The 24,250-nt window shown below is 68.9% G+C and carries 17 protein-coding genes; 13 read left to right on the top strand and 4 right to left on the bottom strand.

Features of this window, described 5'->3' with window-relative positions; genetic code table 11:
- Nucleotides 1-110: 110 nt before the first annotated feature.
- From IM660_RS01650 to IM660_RS01615, 8 genes are all read left to right on the top strand, one after another.
- Nucleotides 111-995, top strand: a complete 885-nt coding sequence (locus IM660_RS01650; protein WP_193497714.1) for a sugar phosphate isomerase/epimerase family protein — start codon at nt 111-113, stop codon at nt 993-995.
- A gap of 73 nt (nt 996-1,068) precedes the next feature.
- A complete protein-coding gene (locus IM660_RS01645) occupies nt 1,069-2,079 on the top strand; it encodes a J domain-containing protein (protein WP_193497713.1) in 1,011 nt (336 codons plus the stop codon).
- A 153-nt stretch (nt 2,080-2,232) separates the two neighbouring features.
- Nucleotides 2,233-3,264, top strand: coding sequence for a LacI family DNA-binding transcriptional regulator (locus tag IM660_RS01640; RefSeq protein ID WP_210769055.1), 1,032 nt, complete (start codon nt 2,233-2,235; stop codon nt 3,262-3,264).
- Nucleotides 3,265-3,351: 87 nt separating this feature from the next.
- Entirely contained in the window at nt 3,352-4,365 is a 1,014-nt protein-coding gene (locus tag IM660_RS01635) for an ABC transporter substrate-binding protein (RefSeq protein WP_193497712.1), read from the top strand.
- Complete coding sequence (locus IM660_RS01630; RefSeq protein ID WP_210769054.1) at nt 4,362-5,180, top strand: ABC transporter permease; 819 nt, start codon at nt 4,362-4,364, stop codon at nt 5,178-5,180. The genes IM660_RS01635 and IM660_RS01630 overlap by 4 nt, the downstream gene beginning before the upstream one ends.
- A complete protein-coding gene (locus IM660_RS01625; protein WP_193497711.1) occupies nt 5,177-5,971 on the top strand; it encodes an ABC transporter ATP-binding protein in 795 nt (264 codons plus the stop codon). The genes IM660_RS01630 and IM660_RS01625 overlap by 4 nt, the downstream gene beginning before the upstream one ends.
- Nucleotides 5,968-6,786: an ABC transporter permease gene (locus tag IM660_RS01620; RefSeq protein WP_193497710.1), complete on the top strand. Its 819-nt coding sequence runs from the start codon at nt 5,968-5,970 to the stop codon at nt 6,784-6,786. Before IM660_RS01625 ends, IM660_RS01620 begins: the two co-directional genes overlap by 4 nt.
- A complete protein-coding gene (locus IM660_RS01615; RefSeq protein ID WP_193497709.1) occupies nt 6,783-7,844 on the top strand; it encodes an amidohydrolase family protein in 1,062 nt (353 codons plus the stop codon). Before IM660_RS01620 ends, IM660_RS01615 begins: the two co-directional genes overlap by 4 nt.
- Before the next feature lie 18 nt (nt 7,845-7,862).
- Here the strand turns inward: IM660_RS01615 and IM660_RS01610 are convergent, their stop codons facing one another.
- Entirely contained in the window at nt 7,863-9,155 is a 1,293-nt protein-coding gene (locus IM660_RS01610) for a multidrug effflux MFS transporter (RefSeq protein ID WP_246465087.1), read from the bottom strand.
- A 215-nt stretch (nt 9,156-9,370) separates the two neighbouring features.
- Here IM660_RS01610 and hrpA point away from each other — a divergent pair, with 215 nt between their 5' ends.
- From hrpA to IM660_RS01585, 5 genes are all read left to right on the top strand, one after another.
- The gene (gene hrpA / locus IM660_RS01605) at nt 9,371-13,684 is read left to right on the top strand and encodes an ATP-dependent RNA helicase HrpA (protein ID WP_193497707.1); all 4,314 of its coding nucleotides are present in this window, start codon (nt 9,371-9,373) and stop codon (nt 13,682-13,684) included.
- A 110-nt stretch (nt 13,685-13,794) separates the two neighbouring features.
- Nucleotides 13,795-14,313: a SprT-like domain-containing protein gene (locus IM660_RS01600; protein ID WP_193497706.1), complete on the top strand. Its 519-nt coding sequence runs from the start codon at nt 13,795-13,797 to the stop codon at nt 14,311-14,313.
- Nucleotides 14,314-14,443: 130 nt separating this feature from the next.
- Nucleotides 14,444-15,415 carry an intradiol ring-cleavage dioxygenase gene (locus tag IM660_RS01595; RefSeq protein WP_193497705.1) on the top strand — a complete coding sequence of 324 codons (972 nt, stop codon included), beginning with the start codon at nt 14,444-14,446 and terminating at the stop codon, nt 15,413-15,415.
- Nucleotides 15,416-15,625: 210 nt separating this feature from the next.
- Nucleotides 15,626-16,234: a protein-L-isoaspartate O-methyltransferase family protein gene (locus IM660_RS01590; RefSeq protein ID WP_193497704.1), complete on the top strand. Its 609-nt coding sequence runs from the start codon at nt 15,626-15,628 to the stop codon at nt 16,232-16,234.
- Between the two features lie 220 nt (nt 16,235-16,454).
- A complete protein-coding gene (locus tag IM660_RS01585) occupies nt 16,455-17,108 on the top strand; it encodes a tetraspanin family protein (protein WP_193497703.1) in 654 nt (217 codons plus the stop codon).
- Nucleotides 17,109-17,256: 148 nt separating this feature from the next.
- On the opposite strand, the gene IM660_RS01580 is transcribed toward IM660_RS01585, so the two are convergent.
- The 3 genes from IM660_RS01580 to IM660_RS01570 all read right to left on the bottom strand — a co-directional run bounded on the left by IM660_RS01580 (nt 17,257) and on the right by IM660_RS01570 (nt 24,240).
- On the bottom strand, nt 17,257-20,145 hold the full coding sequence (locus IM660_RS01580; protein ID WP_193497702.1) for an FAD-binding and (Fe-S)-binding domain-containing protein: 2,889 nt from the start codon (nt 20,143-20,145) through the stop codon (nt 17,257-17,259).
- Between the two features lie 143 nt (nt 20,146-20,288).
- Complete coding sequence (locus IM660_RS01575; protein ID WP_193497701.1) at nt 20,289-21,737, bottom strand: MGH1-like glycoside hydrolase domain-containing protein; 1,449 nt, start codon at nt 21,735-21,737, stop codon at nt 20,289-20,291.
- A gap of 13 nt (nt 21,738-21,750) precedes the next feature.
- A complete protein-coding gene (locus IM660_RS01570; RefSeq protein WP_193497700.1) occupies nt 21,751-24,240 on the bottom strand; it encodes a hypothetical protein in 2,490 nt (829 codons plus the stop codon).
- Nucleotides 24,241-24,250: the final 10 nt, after the last annotated feature.

Raw genomic sequence — 24,250 nt, 5'->3', positions numbered from 1 at the left:
CGCGATCCGGGAATACGCAAAGCACGCGTTGTGAAACTACGACTCTCCGGCCGTCGAGACGCACACCCACCTCCCAGGCGATTCCCAGGAGCCGGGGCTACCCTGGGCGCATGGCCGACGAGAACCCGGACACCACGTCCGCACCTCAGTCGCCCCGGCGCATCCCGGTGACCCTGTCCAGCGTCAGCGTCTACCCGCGCAAGACGCCCTACGCCTTCGAGATCGCCGCCGAGCTCGGCTACGACGGGCTGGAGCTGATGGTCTGGTCCGATCCGACCAGCCAGGATGTCGCGCACCTGGAGCGGCTCAGCAACCGCTTCGACTTGCCGGTCACGAGCGTGCACGCTCCCACCTTGCTGCTCTCCCGCCGGGTGTGGGGGCCCTCCCCGCGCGAGAAGCTCGACCGCACCGCCGAACTTGCGCGGGCCCTCGGCGCACCCACGGTGGTGGTCCATCCGCCGTTCCGCTGGCAGTACCGCTACGCCCGGGGCTTCGCCGAGCACGTACGCGAGGTCAACGCCGAGGACGACCTGACGATCGCCGTCGAGAATATGTACCCGTGGCGGGGCGCGAACCGCGAGATGAAGGCCTACCTGCCTGGCTGGGACCCGACTGAGCACGACTACGACCAGGTGACCCTCGACGTCTCGCACGCCGCCGTGGCCCGGCAGAGCAGTCTCGACCTCCTCGACGTATTCGCAGACCGGCTGGCGCACGTGCACCTGGCCGACGGCACGGCGTCGATGATGGACGAGCACCTCGTGCCCGGACGGGGCGATCAGCCCTGCCGGGAACTGCTGCGCGAGCTGACCCGGCGCGACTTCCAAGGCGACGTGGTGATCGAGATCCAGACCCGGCGCGCCCGTACAGCGGCCGAGCGCGTGGACGACCTGGAGGCGTCGCTGACATTCGCGCGCACCTATCTCGACGAGTCCGACCGGACCGAGTACACCCCGCCGCCCGGCGCCCACCACCGACACCTGGACGCCTGGTGACGGACGGCGTCGCGGCCAGCCCCAGGTAGCCTGAGGGCGACAATTTCCGGGCACGAAGGGGCGTACTGCACACGTGAGCGAGCAGTCCCGCGGTGGCACCGCGTACGAGATCCTCCGGGTGCCCCACAACGCACCTGCCGAGGACCTGCGCCGCGCCTACCGTCGGCGCCTGCGGGAAACTCACCCCGACACCGGAGGCAGCGCAGAGCTCTTCCACGAGGTCCAGCTGGCCTGGGAACTCGTGGGAACACCGGCCGCCCGGCGCCGCTACGACGCCCGCTCGAGCACCACCGCCAGCGCTCGACCCCGCCCCCGTGGAAGCGAGGCCCCGTCCGCAAGCAGCCCCGACGACGGCCCTCGAGTGTGGACAGCAGGCCGCACCCCGGGTGGCACTCGCCCGCGCCCGAAGGCCCGGACCTACGGTCACCCAGGCGGATGGTCCCGGGAGCGCTATCTGACGTTGCTTCGGGAGTGGGTCGGACGAGGCGTCACGGTCGAGAACCCCTACGCTCCTGATCTGGTCGCCCGCGCACCCCAGGAGATCCGGCACGCCCTCGCCGATGCCCTCGCCGAGGAGGCGACGGCCAAGCGGCTGGCCGAGCTGGGCTCGGCTTTCACCGTCTGGCACGATGTCGCCACAGCGCTTGGCCACGACGGCTGGAGCGCGGATGCGAGCGCTCCCGCAACCGATCCGGCCAAGCTCGACCACGTCGTGCTGGGCCCGACGGGGCTCTTCGTGGTGCAGTCCGAGGACTGGGGTGCTCCGGTGCGCCGCAAGGGACGCGATCTCGCGAGCGCCGGACTGCCGGAGAAGGCCCGTCCGGTGAAAGCGCTCAGCCGGCGAGCACGCGTGACGAAGCGGTGGCGAGTGCGCCTGGATGCAATCCTCGTGGTCGTTGCGGACGATCAGCTGGAGACGTTGCTGCTCCCCCTGGGGACGGGCCGCCGGGTGCCGAGGTTCGCCATCCGCCGCAGCGCGCTGGCCGGGACGCTGACCGTCGGCCTCCCCGGGGTGCAGATCCTCACCGAGGACCAGCTCTTCGACCAGCGCACACGATTGCAGCAGTCGATCCGGTTCGTCTGAGAGCCGTCCCAGCCCGAGCAGCAACGACGCCCCGACGACGATCGGCCGGGTCCACTGTGACGGCTCCGTCGTGCCAGGACCTCACCTCGGCCCTCACACTGATGGCAGACTGGCCGTCGCTTCGGGATCGATCCCGATGGAAGGGAATACCTGGTGAGCTCCAGCAACGACTCCAAACCACTGACGCTGGCCGACATCGCACGCCTGGCGGGGGTGAGCCGATCAGCCGCCTCGCGCGCCCTTGATCGCGTCGCCCCCGTCGGAGGCGCACGGGCAGAACGCGTGCGGGCGATCGCGGCAGCGCACGGCTACGTCCCCAACTCCCGCGCGGCCAATCTCCGGCGGCAACGAACGGGGCTGATCGGGGTCGTCGTCCCGCGCCTGACCGACACCGTCATGGCGATGCTCTACGAGGCGATCGTGGCCGAGTGCGCCAAGCGCGGATGCCAGGCGACAGTCGTCACCACCGACGATGACCACCGAGCCGAGCTCGAGCGGGGGCGGGCGCTGCTGGACCAGCGCGTCGATGGCTTCATCGTGACCACAGCACGTACGGACGGTGCGGACCCGCTCCTGCTGGAGCTACGTGAACGCGGCGTGCCCTTCTGCCTCGCCCTGCGCACCGACGGCGAGAGCCCGTCCGCCCTCGGGGACGACGAAGCCGGCGGCTGGATGGCAACCCGGCACTTGATCGAAGCCGGACACGAGCGCATCGCCTTCGTCGGTGGCGCTCCGTACGCCTCCTCGTCTCAGGGGCGCCGCGCGGGCTACCTGCGGGCCATGACCGAAGCCGGGCTCAGCGCACCGCCGGAGCTGATCCACGAGACGGACTTCAGCATGCAGGCGGGGGTGCGCACCGGACACCTGCTCCTGGCACTGGCCGAGGTTCCGACGGCGGTGTTCACTGCCAACGACAGTCTCGCCGTCGGGCTGATCTCAGCCGCCCTGCGATCGGGGCTGCGGGTGCCGGAGGACCTGTCGCTGGTGGGCTACAACGACACCCCCATCGCGGCCCACCTCGCCACTCCCCTAACCTCACTGGCCGTACCGTTCGCGCAGATCGCGGCGGACGCCGTCAGCAGGCTCCTGGATGGCGCAGCCGCGACCGACGGTGAGCCGATCACCAGGCGCGCACCCCACCTGGTCTCGCGTGAATCGGTGACCTCACCTCGTCGTCACGATTGACCTAGCGGGATCGATCCCGCTAACGTGTCGCTCGTCCACTAACGACGAAGGGCGACGACGATGTCCCAGAGTTCTCCTACCTACGCGATGACCAGCGCCACAAGCGCGCCAGCCCACTCCCCTTCCAGCCGGGATCGATCTCGTTCGCGTCGCATCCCCGCCGCACTCGCGGCTGGAGCGCTGGCAGCAGCGCTCGCCGCTTGCTCCACCTCGGGCAGCGACGACAACGGCTTCACGCTCGCGCTGATCGAGCCCGACCTCACGACCGTGCCGCTGATGGCCGCAGCCGAGCAGCTGCGCCAGGACGGGATGGAGATCGACATCGTCGAGCTCGCCGAGCCCGAGCTCGCCATCGAAGGGCTGGCACAAGGCGACTACCAGATCTCGGCCGAGGCAACGAGCCCTGCTCTCATCGCGGCTGAGCGCGGATCGCCCATCCAGATCATCGCCGACGTGATCGGTAACCAGTGGGCCATCTACAGCCAGTCCGACCTGACCTCCTGCGACAGCCTCGTCGGTGAGCCGGTCGGCATCTTCTCCGAGGGTGCGGTAGCCACGGCGATGGTCCGCGATTGGGTGGCGCAGGAGTGCACAGCCGGTGAACCGGAGTATCTGGTGATCGGCGGCTCCGAAGTGCGGGCGCAGGCGCTCGTCACCGGCGAGATCAGCGCCACCGCGCTCGAGGTTTCCGACGTGGTCACCCTGGCCGGCACCACCGATGCCGACCTGCACGAGCTCGCGAACTTCGGCACCTCATTGCCGGACCTGCATCCGCAGACGGTCTACGCGAACTCCGACTTCCTCGCCGACCAGCCGGACCTCGCGCAGGCGTTCGTCGACGCGCTGGTCGATACCCATGCCGAGATCAACGCCGACCCGGCGCTCCTGGTGACCCTCGCGGAGGAACATCTGGGCATCGTCGGAGACGAGAACCTGCAGCGGATCGCCGAGACCTACGTCGAGCGCGGTCTCTTCGACGCCGCTGCGCTCACACCCGAGAACGTCCAGGGCACGATCGACTTCTTCGTCGGTGCCGGCGTGGTCGGAGAACTCTCCGCTGAGGATGTGGCCGACCTCTCCTTCATCGAGAACGCCTCATGACGAGCCTCACGCATGAACCCGGACGACCTGACCGGTCGATGGTGCTGAGCCGCCTGGACAGACCGCTCACCTACCAGATCCTGACGTTCGCCCTCTTCGCGATCGGCTGGCAGATCTACGGCACGTACTTCGGTGGCCTGCTGGTGCCGACCTTCACCGAGACCGTGACAGCACTGGTGCCGACGTTTGCCAGCGCCGAGTTCTGGGAGGCGTTCGTCGTCTCCAACCAGGCGCTGGTCCTCGGCTTCGCCGCGGCCGTCGCCATCGGAGTTCCGACCGGTATCGTGCTCGGCCGGTTCCGCACCCTCGAACGGCTCTCGAACGTCTACCTCAACATCCTGCTCGTCACCCCCATGGCAGCGATCATCCCGCTGCTGGTGATGTCCGTCGGATTCGGCCTCCTCTCCCGGGTGATCCTGGTGACGTTGTTCGCGGTGGTGATGATCGTCGTCAATGTCCGGGCAGGCATCCGGCAGGTGGATCCTTCACTGATACAGATGGCCCGCACTTTCGGCGCAGGTGAAGCGCAGATCTGGCGGGAGATCCTGCTGCCCGGAGCGCTGCCGTCGATCATGACCGGGATCCGGCTCGGACTGGGCCGAGCGGTCACCGGGATGGTGATCGTGGAGCTGCTCATGGTCTCCCTGGCCCTAGGCGGCCTCATCCTCGAGTACCGCGGGAGCTTCAACGGCCCGGCCCTGTACGCGGTGATCGTGGCGATCATCGCCGAAGCACTCGTCCTCATCTCCGCCGCCCATTGGCTGGAACGGCGGATCGCCCCCTGGGCGCCCTCGGCAGGAAAGGCACGTTCATGATCGAGATCAATCAGCTCACCAAGACCTTCACCAGCCAGGACGGCACACCCGTCCACGCCCTCGGTGGTGTGGACCTGACGGTGAACGACAACGAGTTCCTCACCCTGCTCGGCCCCAGTGGCTGCGGCAAGACGACGATGCTCAAGATGATCGCCGGCCTGCAGGGCTGGGATGGGGGAACGATCACCATCGACGGCAAGGCTGTGACCGGGCCGGGCCCGGATCGCAGCATGGTGTTCCAGAACTTCGCACTCCTGCCGTGGGCCACGGTCATGGACAACGTGTGCTTCGGACTACGGCTGCGGGGTACCGAACGCCGCGCCCGGGAAGAGCGGGCTCAGGAACTCATCGAGATGGTGGGCCTGTCCGGTTTCGAGTCCAAGCGGCCCGGTGAGCTCTCCGGTGGTATGCAGCAACGGGTCGGCATCGCGCGGGCACTCGCGGTCGATCCGCAGATCCTGCTCATGGATGAACCGTTCGGCGCCGTCGACGAGCAGACCCGCCGACTGTTGCAGGAGGAGCTGCTCAGCATCTGGGAGCGCAACCGGCTCACCGTCGTGTTCGTGACGCACTCGATGGAGGAGGCAGTCCTGCTCGGCGACCGGGTGGTGCTGATGAGTGCCCGGCCCGGGCAGATCTCCGAGATCGTCGAGGTCCCGCTCGCACGGCCCCGGTCCAGCGACGTCGGTGGGCTCGAGCGATCGCGGGAGTACACCGAGATCACCGCGCACCTGTGGGACCAACTGCGATCCATGCACAGCGAGCATCGTGACGTCGAGGCCGTGCGATGACCGCCATCGCACAGAGCACCACGCCGCGCACCTCCCGCTCCGTTCCCCGATTCCGGCTGGGCGGTGTCGGAATGAGCGCCCTGTCCCTGACTCTCGGCGTACTCGTCTGGGAACTGGTCGGCCGCGTGTTCGCGCTCCCGTTCTTCCCGCCGTTCACGGTCGTGGTCGGCACGCTCATGGAGATGATCGGCCGGGGCGACATCGTCGGGAACCTCGCGGTCAGCCTCAGCAACCTCGTGGCCGGCTTCACCATCTCACTGGTCATCGGAGTCGTCGTGGGAACGGCTATGGGCCGGTACTGGCGGGTGCGTGCAGCCCTCGGCGTCTATGTCTATGCGCTCCTGACAGCACCGTCCTTGGTCTTCGCACCCATCTTCTTCTCGATCTTCGGCGCCGGGCAGGGTTCGATCATCGCCGTCGTGGTCATGTACTCCACCTTCGTGATGATCATCAACACCGCCTCAGCCGTACAGAACGTTCCGGCATCGATGCTGGAGATGGGACGCAGCTACGGCGCCTCGGAGTGGCAGCTCGTCACCCGGGTGATCGTCCCGGCTGCCCTCCCGACGATGCTCGCTGGAATCCGGCTCGGGATGGGGCGCGCCGTCCTCGGCATGATCAACGGTGAGATGTTCATCGCCGTGACCGGGCTGGGCCGGCTTGTCACCCAGGCAGGAAAGTCCTTTGACGGAGCAGCGGTGCTCGCAGTGCTGATCGTGATCATCGTCGTGGCCCTCGGCGCTGTCGGACTCGTCCAGATGGTCGACCGGGCACTGACCGGCTGGGTGCCGGATACGAGCAAGGAGAAGTCATGAAGATCGATGCGTTCAGTCACGTGCTCCCGCCGCGCTACTTCGCGGCGATGCGGGAACTGGTGACCGACCCACGTGCGCTGACCCGATGGCTCGACCTGCCAGCGCTGCACGACATCGAGGCCCGACTGGCGATGATGGAGGAGTTCGGGCCGGAGTACCAGCAGGTCCTCACTCTCTCGTCACCACCCATCGAGCTGCTGGCCCCTCCCGAGGAATCAGCGGCACTGGCTCGCCTGGCCAACGAGACCCTCGCCGAGTTGGTCGAAGAGCACCCGGGCCGGTTTCCGGCCTTCGTCGCCTCGCTGCCGCTGAACAATGTGCCGGCCGCACTGGCGGAGCTGCACTACGCGATCGACACCCTCGGCGCGGTCGGGGTGCAGATGTTCACCAACGTGAACGGGCTGCCCATCGACGACGCCGGCTTCGAGCCGCTCTATGCCGAGATGTCGCGGCGCGACTTACCGATCTGGCTGCATCCGACGAGATCAGCCAAGACGCCCGACTACGCCACCGAGGAGACCTCACAGTACGAGATCTGGTGGGCACTCGGGTGGCCGTACGAGAGCAGCGCCGCCATGGCCCGGCTCGTCTTCTCGGGCGTGCTCGAACGCTACCCGAATCTGGCGATCATCACCCACCACATGGGGGCGATGATCCCGTTCCTGGAGGGGCGGATCAGACTGGGATGGGCCGATCAGTTCGGTAGCCGCACCCACGGTGACGGGCCCCGAGCCGCCCTGGACGCTCTCACCCAGGAGCCGATCGACTACTTCCGCTCCTTCTACGCCGACACCGCACTCTCCGGTTCGGCGATCGGCACACGATGCGGGCTGGAGTTCTTCGGCAGTGAGCGGGTCCTGTTCGCCTCGGACTGCCCCTTCGATCCCGAGGGCGGCCCGATGTACATCCGCGAAATGATCCGGATCATCGATGCGCTCGACATCGGCGAGGCTGATCGCCACCGCATCTACGCACGCAACCTTGACCGCATCACCCACGGCCGGCTGCTCGGGTCGGCAGCGCTCGGTCCGCGGCCGGTCGCCACCACAACGGGCTGACACCGGTGGGAGGTCGTCTCAGCGACCGACGGCCTCCCGCTCGACATCCACCGGCCCCTCCTGCGCTGCCCGCTCCGAGACGGCGGCCGAGAGGGCCGCCACACGATCACGCTCGGCTCGGCGCCACTGCCGCCGCATGGCCAGCAACAGGATCCCCGCGATGCTGATGACGACGAACATCACGGTCGCCATCGCCAGGGCCGTTCCCCCGAGCAGTCCGCTGACCGGGGAGATGAGGGCTCCCATGACGAACCCCATGGCGCCATTGAGCGCGGCGGCTGACCCGGCCCGGTGGCCGTTGTGCTCGAGCACGATCGCTGGAACCGAGGGCATCACGAAACCCACGGTGCCCAGCGTCGGGATGAGGAAGGCGAGCAGCAACCAGAAGCCCTCACCCTCGGCAACCGCGAGCGTCACCACGAACAGCGCCAGGGAGAGCGCCCAGCCTGTGGTGATGGCCGCCGTCACGATCCTCTCGGGACGCACCCTGCGCACGAGTGCACCGTTGATCTGGGACCCGATGGTCACCGCGAGCGCCCCGGCGCCGAAAATGTAGCCGAACTCGCTCGCCGTCAGGTTGAAACCTTCCTGGAAGACGAAGGTCGAGGAGGAAACGTAGGTGAACAGGGCGCCCATGTACATCGCTCCCATGAGCACCGCACCGATGAAGGACCAGTCGGTCAGCAGGGAACGGTAGGACACCAGCGCTGCCCCGACTCCGGCGCTGCGGCGGCGCTCCGGTGGGAGTGACTCCTTGAGGAAGATGGCGGCGACGGCGAACAGCACCAACCCGAAGACGGCCAGCACGGCGAACATCATCCGCCAGCTGCCGAAGTGCAGGATCTGGGCACCGAGCGTGGGGGCGAGGATCGGTGCGACACCGACCACGAGCATCAGCCGGGAGATCACCGTGCCGATGCCCATCCCGCCGAACCTGTCGCGGACGACAGCGAGGGCGAGCACCATCCCGGCTGAGCCGGTGATGCCCTGCACCACCCGCAGCACGGTGAGCAGCTCGATGCTCTGTACCCCGATGATCGCGACCGAGGCGAGCACGTACACCACCAGCGCGATGAGCATCGGGCGGCGGCGACCGTAGGAGTCCGAGAGCGAGCCGATCACGATCTGCCCGACGGCGAGACCTGCCAGCGTGGCGGTCATCGTCAGCTGGACGCTCGCCTGCGTGGTGCGCAGATCGGTCACGATCTGCGGGAATGCGGCGAGGTAGAGGTCGATGGTGAGGGGTCCGACCGCCACGAGCGCGCTGAGCAGTAGCACGAATCCGAACCCGAGTCGCTCCTGGATGGGCACAGCGGGGGCGGTCGGCTCTGACGCGGGGGAGGCGTTCGGCGCAGGGGATCTCACAACAGGCCCAACACCCCTCACACCGCCCCTGTTCCGAGATCCGACGTCGATATGGTGGTGAAGCAGGTCACACGGTGTCGGAGACCGTGGACAGCCGGCAGTGTGGCTCGCACCGGCACGAGCGAGCACTGTCAGGAAAAGGTGCTGACACATCAGGGAGAATGGGCAGAGCACGTCCAGACTCCCGCCCCCGACCCACCGAACGAGTGAGCGAGACTAACCCCCGCCCCGAACCTGCGCGCCCGAATCAGCAGCCCAGGCGCCGCGGCCGCTCCGGCAACCCCCGCCGCGGCCGCTCAGGTGCCCCTCAGCGCAGGCCGAACCCGAAACACCAGGGCTACCGGCCGCCGTCGCCGGAATTGATCGCCACCCGGGAGGCCGCCCGGCCGGCCATCTCCTACCCGCCCCAGCTGCCGGTGAGCGCGCGCGTGGAGGACATCGCCGCGGCGATCCGGAACCACCAGGTGGTGATCGTGGCCGGCGCCACTGGCTCCGGCAAGACCACGCAGATCCCGAAGATCTGCCTGGAGCTCGGCCGCGGTATTCACGGCACCATCGGGCATACGCAGCCGCGCCGGATCGCCGCACGCACGGTGGCCGAACGCCTCAGCGAAGAGCTCTCCGTCCCCCTCGGCGGGGTTGTGGGGTACCAGGTGCGCTTCACCGACCAGGTCTCCGAGCAGACCCTGGTCAAGGTGATGACCGACGGGATCCTGCTCGCCGAGATCCAGCGCGACCCGCTGCTGCGCCGCTACGACACGATCATCGTGGACGAGGCGCACGAACGCTCCCTCAACATCGACTTCCTGCTCGGGTACCTGCACCAGCTCCTCCCCCAGCGCCCCGACCTGAAGGTGATCGTCACCTCCGCCACGATCGACTCCGAACGGTTCGCCGGCTACTTCGCGAAGGCCGCCGGTGAGACCCCGGTGATCGAGGTCTCCGGGCGCACGTATCCGGTCGAGGTGCGCTACCGGCCGCTCGTGCCCGATGTGGAAAACGCAGACGGACCCGCCGACAGTGACACAGCAGCCTCCTCTCCCGAGACGTCACCGGAGCCGTGGGTCGCCGAGGGCGAGGACGCCATCGACCAGTCCACCGGCATCTGCCTCGCCGCCGATGAGCTGATGGCCGAAGGCCCCGGTGACATCCTGGTGTTCTGCTCCGGCGAACGCGAGATCCGCGATGCCACCGACGCCCTCGCCTCCCACCTCGGCACGCGCTACGTGAAAGCAGGCACCGCCCGGCAGTCCGCCCACGCGGCGAACGCCGTCGAGGTGGTGCCTCTCTATGCCCGGCTCTCGGCCGCCGAGCAGCACCGGGTGTTCGAGGCCCACACCACCCGGCGGATCGTGATCGCCACCAATGTGGCCGAGACATCCCTGACCGTGCCGGGGATTCGGTACGTGATCGACACCGGTACCGCCCGCATCTCCCGTTACTCCAACCGCACCAAAGTCCAGCGTCTGCCGATCGAACCGGTCAGCCAGGCCAGCGCCAACCAGCGGGCCGGGCGCTGCGGGCGAGTCGCGGACGGCATCTGCATCCGGCTGTACTCGGCGCGCGACTACTCCGGGCGCCCCGAGTTCACCGAACCGGAGATCCTGCGCACCTCGCTGGCATCGGTGATCCTGCAGATGGCCGCCGCCGGACTCGGTGAGATCAGCGCCTTCGACTTCCTCGACGCCCCCGACCCGCGGGCGATCCGCGACGGCACGCAGCTGTTGCACGAGCTGGGCGCGATCGATCCTCGAACGAACCAGCTGACCACCGTCGGACGCCAGCTCGCCCATCTGCCCATCGACCCGCGAATGGGGCGGATGATCACCGAGGCTGCACGCCTGGGCTGCCTGCGCGAGGTGATGGTGATCGTGGCCGGGATGTCCGTGCAGGACGTGCGTGAGCGGCCGGCCGAGGCCCAGCAAGCCGCCGACGAGAAGCACCGCCGCTTCGCCGACCCCACGTCCGACTTCCTCGCCATCCTGAATCTCTGGCGCTATCTGAGCGAGCAGCAGCGAGAACTGTCCTCCTCGGCATTCCGCCGCCAGTGCAAGGCCGAGTACTTGCACTTCCTGCGCATCCGGGAGTGGCAGGACGTGCACTCCCAGCTGCGGCAGATGGTCAAGCAACTGAAGCTGCCGATGGGCTCGAACGACTCTGACCGGCACGACCGCAACCTCGACACCAAGGAACAGGCGGAGAAGAAGGCGGACTCCATTCACCAGGCCCTGCTCGCCGGGCTGCTCTCCCACATCGGCGCCTGGGACGAACGCCGCCGCGAGTACGCCGGCGCGCGCGGCACCCGGTTCGTCATCTTCCCCGGCTCCCATCTGGCGAAGAAGAACCCCGCCTGGGTGATGGCCGGGGAACTGGTGGAGACCTCGCGGCTGTTCGCCCGCACCGTGGCCCGGATCAAACCCGAATGGGCCGAACCCCTGGCCGAGCACCTGGTCAAGCGCGTCCACAACGAGCCCGTCTGGTCGGCCAAGCGCGGCGCCGCGATGGTCAAGGAGAAGGTGCTCCTGTACGGAGTACCAATCGTCACCGATCGGATGGTGCCGCTCGGCCGGATCGACGCCGAGGTCGCGCGGGAGATGTTCATCCGCCGCGCGCTGGTCGAGGGCGACTGGCGCTCCCACCACGCGTTCGTGGCCGAGAACGCCCGCATCCTCGCGGAGGCGGAGTCGCTGGCCGCCCGCGAGCGCCGCCACGATCTGCTGCTCGATGATCAGGGCATCTACGACTTCTACGACGCGCGTATCCCTCGCGAGGTCACCACGGCGGCGCACTTCGACTCCTGGTGGAAGAAGGTCCGCCATGAGACCCCGGACCTGCTGACCTTCACCACCGACCTGCTGCTCCCGCAGGCCGATGAACTCGACCCGGATGCCTTTCCCGACATCTGGCGCCAGGGCGATCTCACGCTGCCGCTGACCTACCAGTTCGAGCCCGGCACCGAGACCGACGGCATCACCGTGCACATCCCCGTCGCGGTGCTCAACCAGGTGCGACCGGAAGGCTTCGACTGGCTGGTGCCCGGGCTGGTGGAGGAGCTGACGGTCGCCACAATCCGCGCACTGCCGAAGCCGATCCGGCGCCAGCTGGTGCCCGCCCCGGACGTCGCGGCCCAGATCGTGGCGCGCCTGCCCGCGTGGTCTCAGGTGGCCCCCGACGGCGACCCCTCGTTCTTGGGAGCTTTCGCCGCCGCCGCGGCGCAGGTGCGCGAGGTCGAGGTACGTCCCGATGATGTGGACACCTCCCGTATCCCGGCCCACCTGCAGGTCACCTTCCAGGTGGAGTCAGAGCGTGGCGCTGTGCTCGGTACCGGCAGCGATCTGGCGGCCCTGCAGCGCCGGCTTGCCCGCGAGTCCGCCGACGCCGTCCGTTCCGCCGTACGAGGCGCATTGCGGGAGGCCGGTCGCCCGCTGCCGAAGGACCGCAGGAACGGTGATCGGCGCGGCGGTGATCGCGGCCGAGGTCAGGCCCAGACTGCTGGCTCCTCCACCCCAGCCGGTGCTGGGCTCACCCCGGGGCTCGCCGAGGAAACCGGTCTGGCCGACTGGCCATCGATCGATGCCATCCCGGCATCGGTCACCTCCACCGGCCCGGGCGGGCTGGAGGTGCGCGGCTACCCGGCCCTGGTGGACGAAGCCGCGGACACAACCGACGGCCCACGGCGACTCCGTGCCTTATCTGGCACGGAGTTCCCCAGGGCCGTCAGTTCTGTCCGGCTCGCCGTGCTGACCGACGCGGGCGAGCAGGCACTGCAGCACCGCGAAGGCATCAGGGCGCTCCTCCTGCAACGGCTGGTGCTCCCCACCAGCCGGGTGACCTCCCGATGGGACGCCCAGCGCTCCCTGGCCCTGGCCGCGAGCCCGTACGCGAGCACCGACGCCTTGGTGACCGAGCTACAGCGCGCGGCACTCGCCTCCCTCACCGCCGGCACCGACCTGGCGGGGCTGCGCACCCGGTCCGCGTTCGAGACCCTCGTCACCGGCCTGCGCGACCAACTGGAGGACGAGACCCACCGCCTCGCCGGCATCGCTGCAGACACCCTGACGGTCTCCCGGGAACTGGATGCCCAGATCAAGGCGACCACCTCGATGACGCTGCTCGACGTGCTCACCGATGTGCGAGACCAGCAGGCGGCGCTCATCCACGACGGGTTCCTCACCACCACCCCGCCCGAACGATTGGGCGACCTGCCTCGGTACCTACGTTCCGCCGTCGTACGCCTGCAGAAGGCCGCCGAGAACCCCGGGCGGGACGCGACACTGGCCTGGCAACTCGGTGAGCTGCGGGATGCGTGGTGGGCGGCGACGCGCAGCGCCGAACACGACCCGGCCCGGCGCCTCCGGCTCGAGCAGGTGCGGTGGCTGCTGGAAGAGTTGCGCGTGAGCTTCTTCGCCCAGCAACTCGGCACCAGCGAACCCGTCTCACCGAAACGACTGCGCAAGGCGCTCGCGGAGGCCTGAGCGCTGCGCGGTGGGGCACCCGCGAACCGAGATCGGCACCCGCGTGGCTCGATGTCGGCGGGTACCGATACCGTCCCTGACAATCAGAGCGCAACGATAGGCGGAGGCACGTGGACCTGAACGCAGCCCTCACTCTGGGGCGTGACCTGCTCGACCAGCACGGTCTGACCGATTGGCGGCTGACGCTGGACTCTGCGCGCCGGCGGGCCGGACTGTGCCGCTACGACCGGCGCACGATCAGCCTGAGCCGCCACCTCATCCCGCTACTGGAGGAATCCGCGGTCCGGGACACCGTGCTGCACGAGATCGCCCACGCCCTGGCCGGCCCCCGCACTGGCCACGGACCCCGGTGGCGGGCGATCGCCGTCCAGATCGGCGCCAGTGGCGAGCGGTGCCTGCCGGCGGATGCGCCCGCACCGCCGGCCCCATGGGAGGGGCACTGCCGCGCCGGTCATGTGCACCACCGCTATCGCCGGCCCACGCGGCCGATGGCCTGCGCGACGTGCGCCCGTCGCTTCTCGCCGGAGCATCTCATCACCTGGCGCCACCACGGCCGTGAGGTGGATCTGGGCCCGCGATACACGGCGGAACTTCGCCGGATCCTGGGAGCCGGCGCGCCCAGCCGATGACACCCTTACGGGCCTTGTAGCGATCCCCGGCCGGGCTCAGCAACTTCCCAGCGTTCTCCCGGAAGGACCGCAGTTGCGCGCTCTAGCGTCTGGCGTCATCACCGACAGTCACGATTGCGAGGAGATCGCCATGAGTTCCACCCCGACGCTGCGGACCTACGAGGGCCGGGTACTGCCCCACCAGAACGAGGAGGTCGTGGATCAGGGCCTCGCTTTCGACGTGGCCACGCTGATGTCGCGGCGGACGATGCTCGGCGCTTTCGGAGCCGGTGCCGCCGGACTCGGTCTGGTTGCCTGCAGCGCCGTCACCGGAACAGATGGTTCGGGCGGCGGCACGGCGGGCAGCACCACGTCCAGTACCGACGCACTGACCGAGATCCCGGAGGAGACGGCAGGCCCCTACCCCGGCGACGGCTCGAATGGGCCCGATGTACTGCAGGAATCCGGCATCGTGCGCAGTGACATCACGACGAGCATCGGGGAGTCCTCAGGGGTGGCCGAGGGAGTGCCGATGACGCTCGACCTGACCATCGTGGACCTCGCCAACGACGGCGCACCCTTCGAAGGTGTGGCGGTGTACGTGTGGCACTGCACCCGTGAGGGTGGGTATTCGATGTACTCCGAAGGCGTGACCGAGGAGAACTTCCTGCGCGGGGTACAGATCGCCGACGAGGCGGGCCTGGTCAGCTACACCAGCATCTTCCCGGCCTGCTACGACGGACGCTGGCCGCACATCCACTTCGAGGTGTATCCGGACCAGGAGAGCATCACCGATGTCGCCAACGTCATCGCGACTTCGCAGGTGGCCCTCCCTCAGGACGTCTGCGAAACCGTCTACGCCGAGGCGGGGTACGAGGCGTCGGTGGACAATCTCGCCCGCGTCAGCCTGGACTCGGACAACGTCTTCTCCGACGACGGCGGTGCTAGCCAGCTCGCCACCGTCACCGGGGATGTCGCTGCCGGGTACACGGTGACTCTGGCCGTTGGCGTGGACACCACCACCGACGCGGGCGGCGGTGGTGGTGCACCGGCAGGCGGAAACGAAGGAGGCCGAGCCCCGGGCGGCACCGGCGACGCACCCACGGTCCGCGAGGACGCCTGAGAGCAGCGCCGCGAGCGCTGCCGGGTCAGGAGTAACGTCACGAGGCAGGGGGTGCCGATCGCGACCACTGCACGCTCGGTGAACGCGGTCTCGCCGATCAGTGACTCGCTAGCTGAACGCGAGATGTCGGACTCGTTCAAGGCACCGATGTGAGCGCCTCGGAAGGAGGCTGCTGAGCGTCGCCGGTATTCTGAGATCCAGGAAGTGAGCATGGACAACGTCGACGATCTCGAGACGACCCCGCACGCTGCGCTGGACGCCGCGTTTGCAGCTACCCCACGGGAGTTGTTCCTGCCGTCCGCGGCACAGGCTGAGGCCGGCGAGGACCGGCCGGTGCACTTGGGCGAGGGGCAGACCTGCTCCCAGCCGAGCACGGTCAGGCAGATGCTGGCGCTGCTTGCGGTGCCCCGCGGAGCCCGCGTGCTCGACCTCGGCAGCGGTTCGGGCTGGACCACGGCGCTGCTCGCGCACCTGGTGGGTCCGCAGGGTCTGGTGGACGGGGTGGAGGTGCGTCCGGCCCTGGTACGGATGGGCAGGAAGAACTTGCGTGCCGCGGGGGTGCCGTGGGCTCGGATCCACAGCGCTCACCCAGATGTGCTGGGCCGTCCGGAAGGGGCGCCGTACCAACGCATCCTCGTCTCCGCCACGACGCCTTCGCTTCCGCCAGCGCTTCTGGATCAGCTCTGCGACGGCGGCCGGATGGTGATCCCGGTCGGCACCACGATGACCGTGGTCGACCGGGCCGGGGAGTCCTTCCATTGCCGGACGGCAGGCCAGTACCGGTTCGTTCCGTTGGTCGTTCCCGACGGCGGAGGTTGAGCTGCTCGGGGACGTTGGCGTCGGGAGATACGGCGCCCGGGTGACGGTGCCATCGGGCCGACTCACGGGATCAAGTGTGCGACGTCACGGTAGGTCCCGATGGGAGCCAGGATCCACCGCGTGGCGGAGACGGGCGGGGACTTCTCCCCCGCAGTGCCGATGGCAGACCCCGCTCGGTGGCCGTACCGTGGCAGAACGAGAACGAAGAGGGTGACCACACATGTCGTATCCAAATCAGCCGAACGACCCATACAACGCACAGCAGCGACCGGACCCGAATCAACCGAGCTACGGCACCAGCCCCGGCCAGACCGACCCGAACGCACCCCAGGTGCCTCCCGCAGCACCGCCCTACGCTGCGCAGGTGCCAGGTCCCGGTACTGATCGGCCGATGCCGCCCGTCGCTCCGACGGCACCGGCCATGGGTGAGTACGGCAGCTACGGCACCTCCGGTTCCACCGCGTCAGATGCGCGACCGGGCGGCGTGACCGCGGCCGCGATCATGACCTGGGTGGGCAGCGCCATCCTGGTGGTGATCGGCTTCGTCCTGCTCGGCGCCTCTGGGGTGGCCGACGAACTGATGGATGCCGGGATGACCAGCGAATTCGTCGACATGATGCCCGTCTTCGGAGGCGTCATGCTGGTGATCGGGATCGCCGCGATCGTGCTGGCAATCCTGGCGTTCCGGCGCAGCAAGGTCGGGCTGTACGGTCTGCTGGCGCTCGGGGCGATCTACCTGATCATGAGCATCATCAGCATGATCATGGAGGCTGGAGGCGCGGGAGTGGTCGGCATGGTCTGGGTTGCGGTCGCATGCGGTCTGCTGTTCCGCGCAAGGGCCTGGTTCGACCAGGGCCGCACGACCTACGCCTGAGCGCACGAGGTGACTGGCCCGACCTCGGCTCCGGCTCGACGGTCGATCCGCGCCAACCGACCCCGAGAAGGGGCCGAACTTTGCACCCCTGAACCGAGTAGGGGCCGAAAGTTCGGCCCCTTCTCGGTTGTTCGGTGTGGCGCCGCTTCTACGCCGGCCGGGTCACCCTGGCCAGCGTCTCCAGCACGTGCTCGTAGTCCTGACCCGTGGCGCGGCTCATGCCCATCTCGCAGGTCCGATTGCAGGAGGCGAACGCCGTCCGATCAGCCGGCCCGCCCGCTGCCTCGATCGTCGCCACGACCTCGGCGACCTCTCTCGCCTCCGCCTCGGTCGCCCCCGCGGTCAGTTCCGGGTGCAGCATTCCCCGGTCCCCGGCGAACCCGCAGCACCCCCATGACGGCGGCACCGTCACCTCGCGCGCTACGGCCTCCCCCACGGCCGTCAGGTCAGCTCCGGTGCCCAGGTGCTCGGTCGAGCAGGTGGGGTGCAGCACCAGGGAGTCCAGGCGCGCGTCGTCCGGCACCTCCAGCCGGGGCAGCACTTCCCGCCGGGCATAGGTGACGGCGTCGAGAACCTCGATCTCGTCCCACAGTGCCGCGCGCACGGGGTCGAGATGGCCGCCCAGATCAGCGATCCCGTGCGTGCAGGAGGCCGCATCGCACACCAGCGGAACCCGTCCGCCGTCGGTCGCCGCGATCACAGCATCCGCCACCCGTGCCGCCATCGTGTTCTGACCCTGCGTGAACCCCTTCGACGCCCACGGCGTGCCGCAGCAGAGCCCGTCGATACCCTGCACGAGTTCGACCCGGAGCCCCGCCCGCTCGCACACCTCGAGCATCGCCGTCGAAGCCCCCACATCCCCGGTAGCCGGCCCGAACAGGGCACCGGTGCAGGAGGGGAAGAACACCACGTCCGGCACACTCGCTCCACCCGTCTCGGGCACGCCCAGGTCGCTGCGCTTGCGCCCCGGGCCGGGCAGATCCTCACCCACAGCGGGCAGCAGCTCATGCGGCAGCACGGTGCGCGCTGCGGAGGTGACGCCCGCGAGCAGGGAAGAAGGGACGCCGTCGGCAATCGTGAGACCGGTGCGCAGCACCGAGGTGAGCGGCGCCCACGCGCTGGCCACCGTGCTCCCGGCCCGCTGAGCGAACGCCCCATGCCGCTCGGCGCGGAAGGACTTCATCACCGCACCGGTGTCGATGTCCACGGGGCAAGCGCGGGCGCACAAGGAGTCGGCGGCGCAGGTGTCCACTGCGTCGTAGGAGTAGGCGGACTCGATCGCCTCCCGCGTAGCCTCATCGCCGGCAGCACCGGCAATGTCCGCCTCCCGCAGCAGCGCAATCCGGCGCCGGGGCGTGGTGGTGGTGTTCCGGGACGGGCAGGCTGGCTCGCAGAAGCCGCAGTCGACGCACCGGTCCACGGCGCCGTTGACGGTGGGCACCACCTTGAGGTGGCGCACGTGGGCGCGGGGGTCGTCGTCGAGAAGCACCCCGGGAGCAAGGATGCCCCGCGGGTCGCAGAGCCGCTTGATCTCGCCCATGACGGCGTACAGCTCGTCCCCGTACTGACGGCGCACGTAGGCGGACATGATGCGTCCGGTTCCGTGTTCGGCCTTGAGAGTGCCGTTCGCTCCGAGGATGAGGTCCACCATGTCTTCGGTGAACGCCTCGTAGCCCGCCAGTTCGGCGGGATCATCCAGGTTGGGGGTGATCATGAAGTGCAGATTCGCGTCCCGCGCGTGCCCGAAGATGACCGCGTCGTCGTAGTCGTAGCGGCCGAAGAGCCCGATGAGCCCCTGCACCGTGGCGGTCAGTGCCTCCGGAGGGACTGCGACATCCTCCAGCAGATTGGTGGTGCCCGGCCGGCGCGCCCCGGCGACCGCGGCATACAGGCCCTTGCGCACCACCCACAGTGCCGAGCGCTGGGCCGGATCGGCGGTCAGCGCGGCCGGTGTGGTCGGCCGCTGCGCCTCGATCACCGGGCCGGCGGCGGCGACCTGCTGAGCGAGCTCGCCGGCATCGGTGGTCTGGAACTCCACCAGCAGGCCCGCATGCGCCTTCACCTGGATGTCACGGATCACGTCGGGGGCGGCGGGCAGGTCCTGCGCGACCCGCAGGGCAGCGGCGTCCATGAGCTCGACCGCCTTGGCACCCGCTCCGAGCAGGCCCGCCACCGCGTCGGTAGCACGGTCCACCGAGTCCAGCACGAGCAGCGCGGTGGCGTGCTCAGTAGCCACGGGGACGGTGCGCAGCACCACGGAGGCGACATACCCGAGGGTGCCCTCCGAGCCGACCATGAGATGGCCGAGGATCTGGGCAGGCTCATCGTGGTCGAGGAAAGAGTTGAGGGCGTAGCCCATGGTGTTCTTCATCGAGAACTGGTGCTCGACGGTGCGCCGCAGGGCCGGTGTGGTGCGGATCTGGTCGCGCAGCCGCAGCAGGCCGGTATGCAGCTCCGGCTCGCGGTCGCGCAGATGCGCATCAGCGCCCGGGTCGGCAGTGTCGACCACCGTGCCGGAGGGGAGCACGAACCGGATCGACTCCATCGTGTGATACGCCGTCGCGGCGATGCCGCTGGTCATGCCCGAGGAGTTGTTCGCGACCACACCGCCGATGGTGCAGGCGATCTCGCTGGCCGGGTCCGGGCCGAGTTTGCGACGATGCCTGGCGAGCATCGCGTTGACCCGGCGCAGCACCGCACCGGGCCCGCACCGCACCCGCTCCCCACCATCGAGCACCTCGACGGCATCGAAGTGGCGGCGGACATCGATAAGGATCCCGTCGGTCCCGGCCTGACCGGAGAGGGAGGTTCCCCCGGCACGGAAGGCCACCGGCTGCCCGGCCCGGTGGGCGGAGGTGAGGACGGCGACCAGCTCGGGAAAGCTCTGCGGCGTGACGACCGCGCGTGGGCGGAGCAGGTAGTGGGAGGCGTCATGCGCCATCCCCGCCAAGTCCGCCGGTGCGGTGCTCCAGGCGTCCGGGGCGACGGCGGCCCTCACCTGCTCGAGGACGTCTGCGTTCAGGGACGGGTTCGCCATTCCACCACCCTAGCCACGTTTGCTGTGCCTTCCCGCCGCCCCAGGGTCAACCTCGTCGCGGCTCCTAGGAGTCCAGCATCTACCGTTTGGATGGGTCCGGTAGCCCCCGGTCCTGCTGGGCGCGGACATGGCCGGCTCCGGCGTCACCGTACCTGCACGCGCAGGATGTGGTCACCGCTGAGTTCCGCAAGCGGGATCGGCCGGTTCGGGTCATCACGCACTATCGAATCCACAGAGACGTACTCGACCCGGTTCCCGTGACCGGTCACCTCAACGGTCAGACGAGCCTGCCGGATCCGCAGGTTGCGCACAGTGACGTCCTCGACCCCATCGGGAAGGGTCGGGGCGAGACGCAGTCCGTCCTGGCTCACCCTGAGACCGAGCAGACCCTCGTGCACCATGCGCAAGAACGCGGTGGCGCTCCACGTCTGGTGCGGCTCGGAAGCCCACAACTGCCCGATCTGCCACCCGCCGTGCACCGCGCCGTCGGAGGCGGAGTAGAGCTCGTAGTACTCACCGCCGGAACCTTCGATCAGCTGGCACAGGTCGTGCCAGGACTCGCTGAATGCGGCGGCCTGCCCCCGATAGGCCGCAGCGACGGCCCACTGTCCCGTTGCCATCGGCCACAAGGCGACATTATGGCGGCCGGGTCGCTCATCGTCGTACCGCGGGAAGTGTGGCCACACGAGCGGGATACCGCGTTTGCAGCGATGGATGCCCGTGACGATGCTGCGCACCCGGTCATCATCGATACCCCCGTGCTCGAGAACGAAGGCCAGGCCCAGTAGTTCCTGGTAGTGCTCGAGCCGGCCATCAGTGTGGCGAAGGTAGGCGTAACCTCGCTCGGTCCACAGGTGCTCCTCGATGGCCGATCGGATGCCGTCCGCCCGGGCGCTCAGGTGCGTCGTCGGTTTTCCGAGGAGGTGCGCGAGAGCGGCGAGCGCGTCGAAGGCTGCGGCATAGATGAGGTTCGTCGATAAGCACATGAGCGAGCGCGCCCAGGGGTAATCGAGCACGAACGCCGTGGACTCCTTCGCGCCGTCTGGCAGAGGAAAGCCCGCCACCCCGTCCTGCATGACGGCAGGTCCGGTGTACAGATTCCATCGAGGATCGAGGTACTGCTCCAGCGTCTCCAGGGTGTTCTGCCCCACCTGGTACGCCCATCGGGCGAACTCACGATTCCCGGTGAGCGAGGCGTGCCGCCGCGCCGCCACCACCCAGATCGCCTGGTCCCACCACTGGTCGTCCTGGGCCACGATCGGACCGGCTGCGCTGGACTCGGTCACCGCTCGCAACGTCGCTTCGGCCAGTCCGGGCGCGAGTAGTGAGAGCGCACTCCATGAGTTGATCGCCGCATCGCGCGTCCACGGCGTGGGGTAGCCACCGCCAGCACGGACGAAGGGGCCGTTGCTATCGCGCAGCGTGTTCACCACGAACACGTTGTGCAGCGCCTCCTCGTACAGTCGGTCGAGGCCCGTGGCCGAGCTCGTCAGCGTGGGCGGCAGGCGCCGGGGCGGCGCGTCCGGGCCGGTGGGTGCTCCGGTGGACATGGCGGTCTCGATCGCGGCAACATCCACGTCGGTGAGGGTCATGGTCGGCTGAGTCCTACTCGTGGGCGGCGGGGGTCGGTGTGCGCGGCGCAGGCATCGCCGTCTCGAGATGGCTGCTGGCAGTGATGGGGACGCTGGATCCCGTGGGGAGGGCGAATGCTTGTCGCTGCCCGGTGGTGGCGTCGGTGAGCCAGGCACCACCGCGGGGAACGTCTACCTCCACCTGCCAGGTGCGCGATCCCACACGCACACCGTCGAGCCCGCCACGCACGTCCGGAAGTCCGATGACCTGGGGCGCCCCGCCGTCCATCCGGACTCCATTGTTCAGCCAGACCGTGTCGATGACCTGGGTCATGCCGAAGATCGAGGGCCGCACGCCTCCGGGCCGCGGCCCGGACGCGCTCCGGTCGTACACCTCGGCGAAGGATCCGCTCCGCAGCACGTCCCGGAGAGCGATATTCGCCAGCGTCTGGGCCTGCTCCCATCTGCCGCTGAGCATCAGCCCATCCACCGTGTACCCGAGGTTGGAGTGTTTGACGACGTCGAAGCCCCCGAGCTGATCGTGCGGATCGAACTGGGCGTCGAACCGGGCGAGCAATGATGCGCGCTGCCAGTCCGGCAGGCCGTCGATCGCCAGGCCCATCGCTACCTGCAAACCCAGCCCCTCGCAACCACCTCGTGGTCCGCAGGCCGGGTCATCCGGGAACCAGTGCTGGATCGCCGCGCGTTCCACGCCCCGGAAGCAGTGCGCCGCATAATCGGCAAGCAGTGCGGTCCGTCGTTCCTCATATCTCGCCACGTCGGCGGCTTCACCGAGCACTGCAGCGATCTGCTGGGCGAACCCGAGATCGATCACCGCCGAGGTCATGAACTCCGCGTCCTGTTCGCCGAGGTAGTCGTAGTCGCCGTAGACCCATCGCGGGTGCTGGGCCTGCCAGTGCAGCAGTCGGCGCAGCGCCGGGTAGTGGGCGGCGAGAGCGTCGCGGTCTCCGGTGAGCGCGAACAGGATCCACGCCGTCTGGGCTTTGCGGCTGGGCAGGCCCTCCCCGGCGAGTGAGCCGTCCTCGACAACGAGCGTCATCAGCCCGTGGAACGACGCCCAGGCCACCTCCGGATCCACGTACGCGAGGAACTGGATCGCCAGGAACGTCTCCCAGGCGGCGGCGGTGCGTGCGCCCGGCGCGCCGTAGTTCCACATCGACCCTTTGCCGGTGGCCACGGTGGGGTGGTGGTACCCACTCTCCGGCTGCGCCGGCAACACATTCGCGTACAGCCCGAGGAATGCTCGGTAGTAGGCCGCCCGTACGTCCTGCGGACCCACTCCCTCGTCGTCGGAGAGGCCAAGCAGCGAGAACGAGTGCGGGTGCGGGACCCGCGCGAGCACGCCGTCCCAGAACGAGTCCCAGTGCTCGGCGCGCTCGTCGGCGGAGTGCGCAGCAGCAGTCGTGGCCGCCTGCGCGGCTCCGTCGGGGTCAGTGGGCGAGAAGCCGCAACCGAGGCGGAACGACCCGACGTCCGGTGCGATGGTGACCGCCCACAGCCCGGTCCTCGCGCGCGGTTCGGCCGAGCCCGGACCACCGGCTTGAAGTTCGGTCTCGTCGGCGTAGTAGCGGATCTGCGACCCGTTCGGAACGGTGACGGCCAGGTACGCGTGCGGGGCGCGCAACCGGACCACACCAGCTGCATGGTCGAGTTCGACGTCACCGACGTACTCGCCGGCCACTACGAGGGTGGCGCTCTCACCCAGGCGATGGTCGAGGGTCACCTCGCGGAGCACGCCGTGCTCGCCGACGAAAACGTCGTTGCCGTGCAGCGCTCCCCCCCCGGGATAGTCGGCCGCGAAGCCCAGGCCGCCCGGCGACCAGTCGGTGCTGAACTGCCGCGCCCCGGCAATGGACTCATCCCGCTCCGGGACCAGCGCCATCTCCTCGACCCGCACTGATGCCCCGGCGCTGAGGAGCTCCAGGATTAGCTCCACATCGCAGCCGTCCGTGTCGCCGAGCAGCGCGGCGAGGTCGTAGCGGTGCAGGCCGACCGTGGCCGCACCGTCCTGCACGTGGATAGTGCGGCCCGCATCGTTGCGCAGGCGCAGCGCCCATTGGCCATGTACCGATCCGATACCCACCCGCAGGATCGGGCGCGCGGGATCGACCCGGATTCGCCGCCGAATCGACCCGCTGTGTGCGTGCGCTGCGGCGATCGCTGCCTCGAGTACGGTGCCGTCCGCGTGCAGCCGGATGTCCGGTCCCGCACTCCAGTGCGCAGCGTCGAGATACTCGCACACCGGCACGGGAGGCGTCGGATTGCGCGGCACGGCCCACAGGGTGAGGAACCGAGGCAGGAACAATGCCTGGTCGTGGGCGTAGTACCCGAGTCCGAGCGGCAGCGACGGGGCACAGTTCTGCTCGACCTCGCTGGCCTCGGCAAAGAAGTTTTGTGGGTTGAGCACGATGCGACTGTTGGGCACGCTCAGCGAGCGCTGCTGGTCAGGCCCGGTCTGTCGCAGCGCTCTGGCGGCCGGAGCGTCGGCGAGTTGGTGGTCCATTCGAAATCTC

Source organism: Ruania alkalisoli (genome assembly GCF_014960965.1).
GTDB classification, from domain to species: Bacteria; Actinomycetota; Actinomycetes; order Actinomycetales; family Beutenbergiaceae; genus Ruania; species Ruania alkalisoli.
The sequence above is the reverse complement of the archived record's forward strand: the minus strand, read 5'-3'. Positions and strand labels throughout refer to the sequence as shown.

What these genes read in the sequence shown, in the direction of transcription:
- IM660_RS01650 (WP_193497714.1), top strand. Translation starts at nt 111, where the DNA reads ATGGCCGACGAGAACCCGGACACCACGTCCGCACCTCAGTCGCCCCGG.
- IM660_RS01635 (WP_193497712.1), top strand. Translation starts at nt 3,352, where the DNA reads ATGACCAGCGCCACAAGCGCGCCAGCCCACTCCCCTTCCAGCCGGGAT.
- IM660_RS01630 (WP_210769054.1), top strand. Translation starts at nt 4,362, where the DNA reads ATGACGAGCCTCACGCATGAACCCGGACGACCTGACCGGTCGATGGTG.
- IM660_RS01625 (WP_193497711.1), top strand. Translation starts at nt 5,177, where the DNA reads ATGATCGAGATCAATCAGCTCACCAAGACCTTCACCAGCCAGGACGGC.
- IM660_RS01620 (WP_193497710.1), top strand. Translation starts at nt 5,968, where the DNA reads ATGACCGCCATCGCACAGAGCACCACGCCGCGCACCTCCCGCTCCGTT.
- IM660_RS01615 (WP_193497709.1), top strand. Translation starts at nt 6,783, where the DNA reads ATGAAGATCGATGCGTTCAGTCACGTGCTCCCGCCGCGCTACTTCGCG.
- hrpA (WP_193497707.1), top strand. Translation starts at nt 9,371, where the DNA reads ATGGGCAGAGCACGTCCAGACTCCCGCCCCCGACCCACCGAACGAGTG.
- IM660_RS01595 (WP_193497705.1), top strand. Translation starts at nt 14,444, where the DNA reads ATGAGTTCCACCCCGACGCTGCGGACCTACGAGGGCCGGGTACTGCCC.
- IM660_RS01590 (WP_193497704.1), top strand. Translation starts at nt 15,626, where the DNA reads ATGGACAACGTCGACGATCTCGAGACGACCCCGCACGCTGCGCTGGAC.
- IM660_RS01585 (WP_193497703.1), top strand. Translation starts at nt 16,455, where the DNA reads ATGTCGTATCCAAATCAGCCGAACGACCCATACAACGCACAGCAGCGA.
- IM660_RS01580 (WP_193497702.1), bottom strand. Translation starts at nt 20,145, where the DNA reads ATGGCGAACCCGTCCCTGAACGCAGACGTCCTCGAGCAGGTGAGGGCC.
- IM660_RS01575 (WP_193497701.1), bottom strand. Translation starts at nt 21,737, where the DNA reads ATGACCCTCACCGACGTGGATGTTGCCGCGATCGAGACCGCCATGTCC.
- IM660_RS01570 (WP_193497700.1), bottom strand. Translation starts at nt 24,240, where the DNA reads ATGGACCACCAACTCGCCGACGCTCCGGCCGCCAGAGCGCTGCGACAG.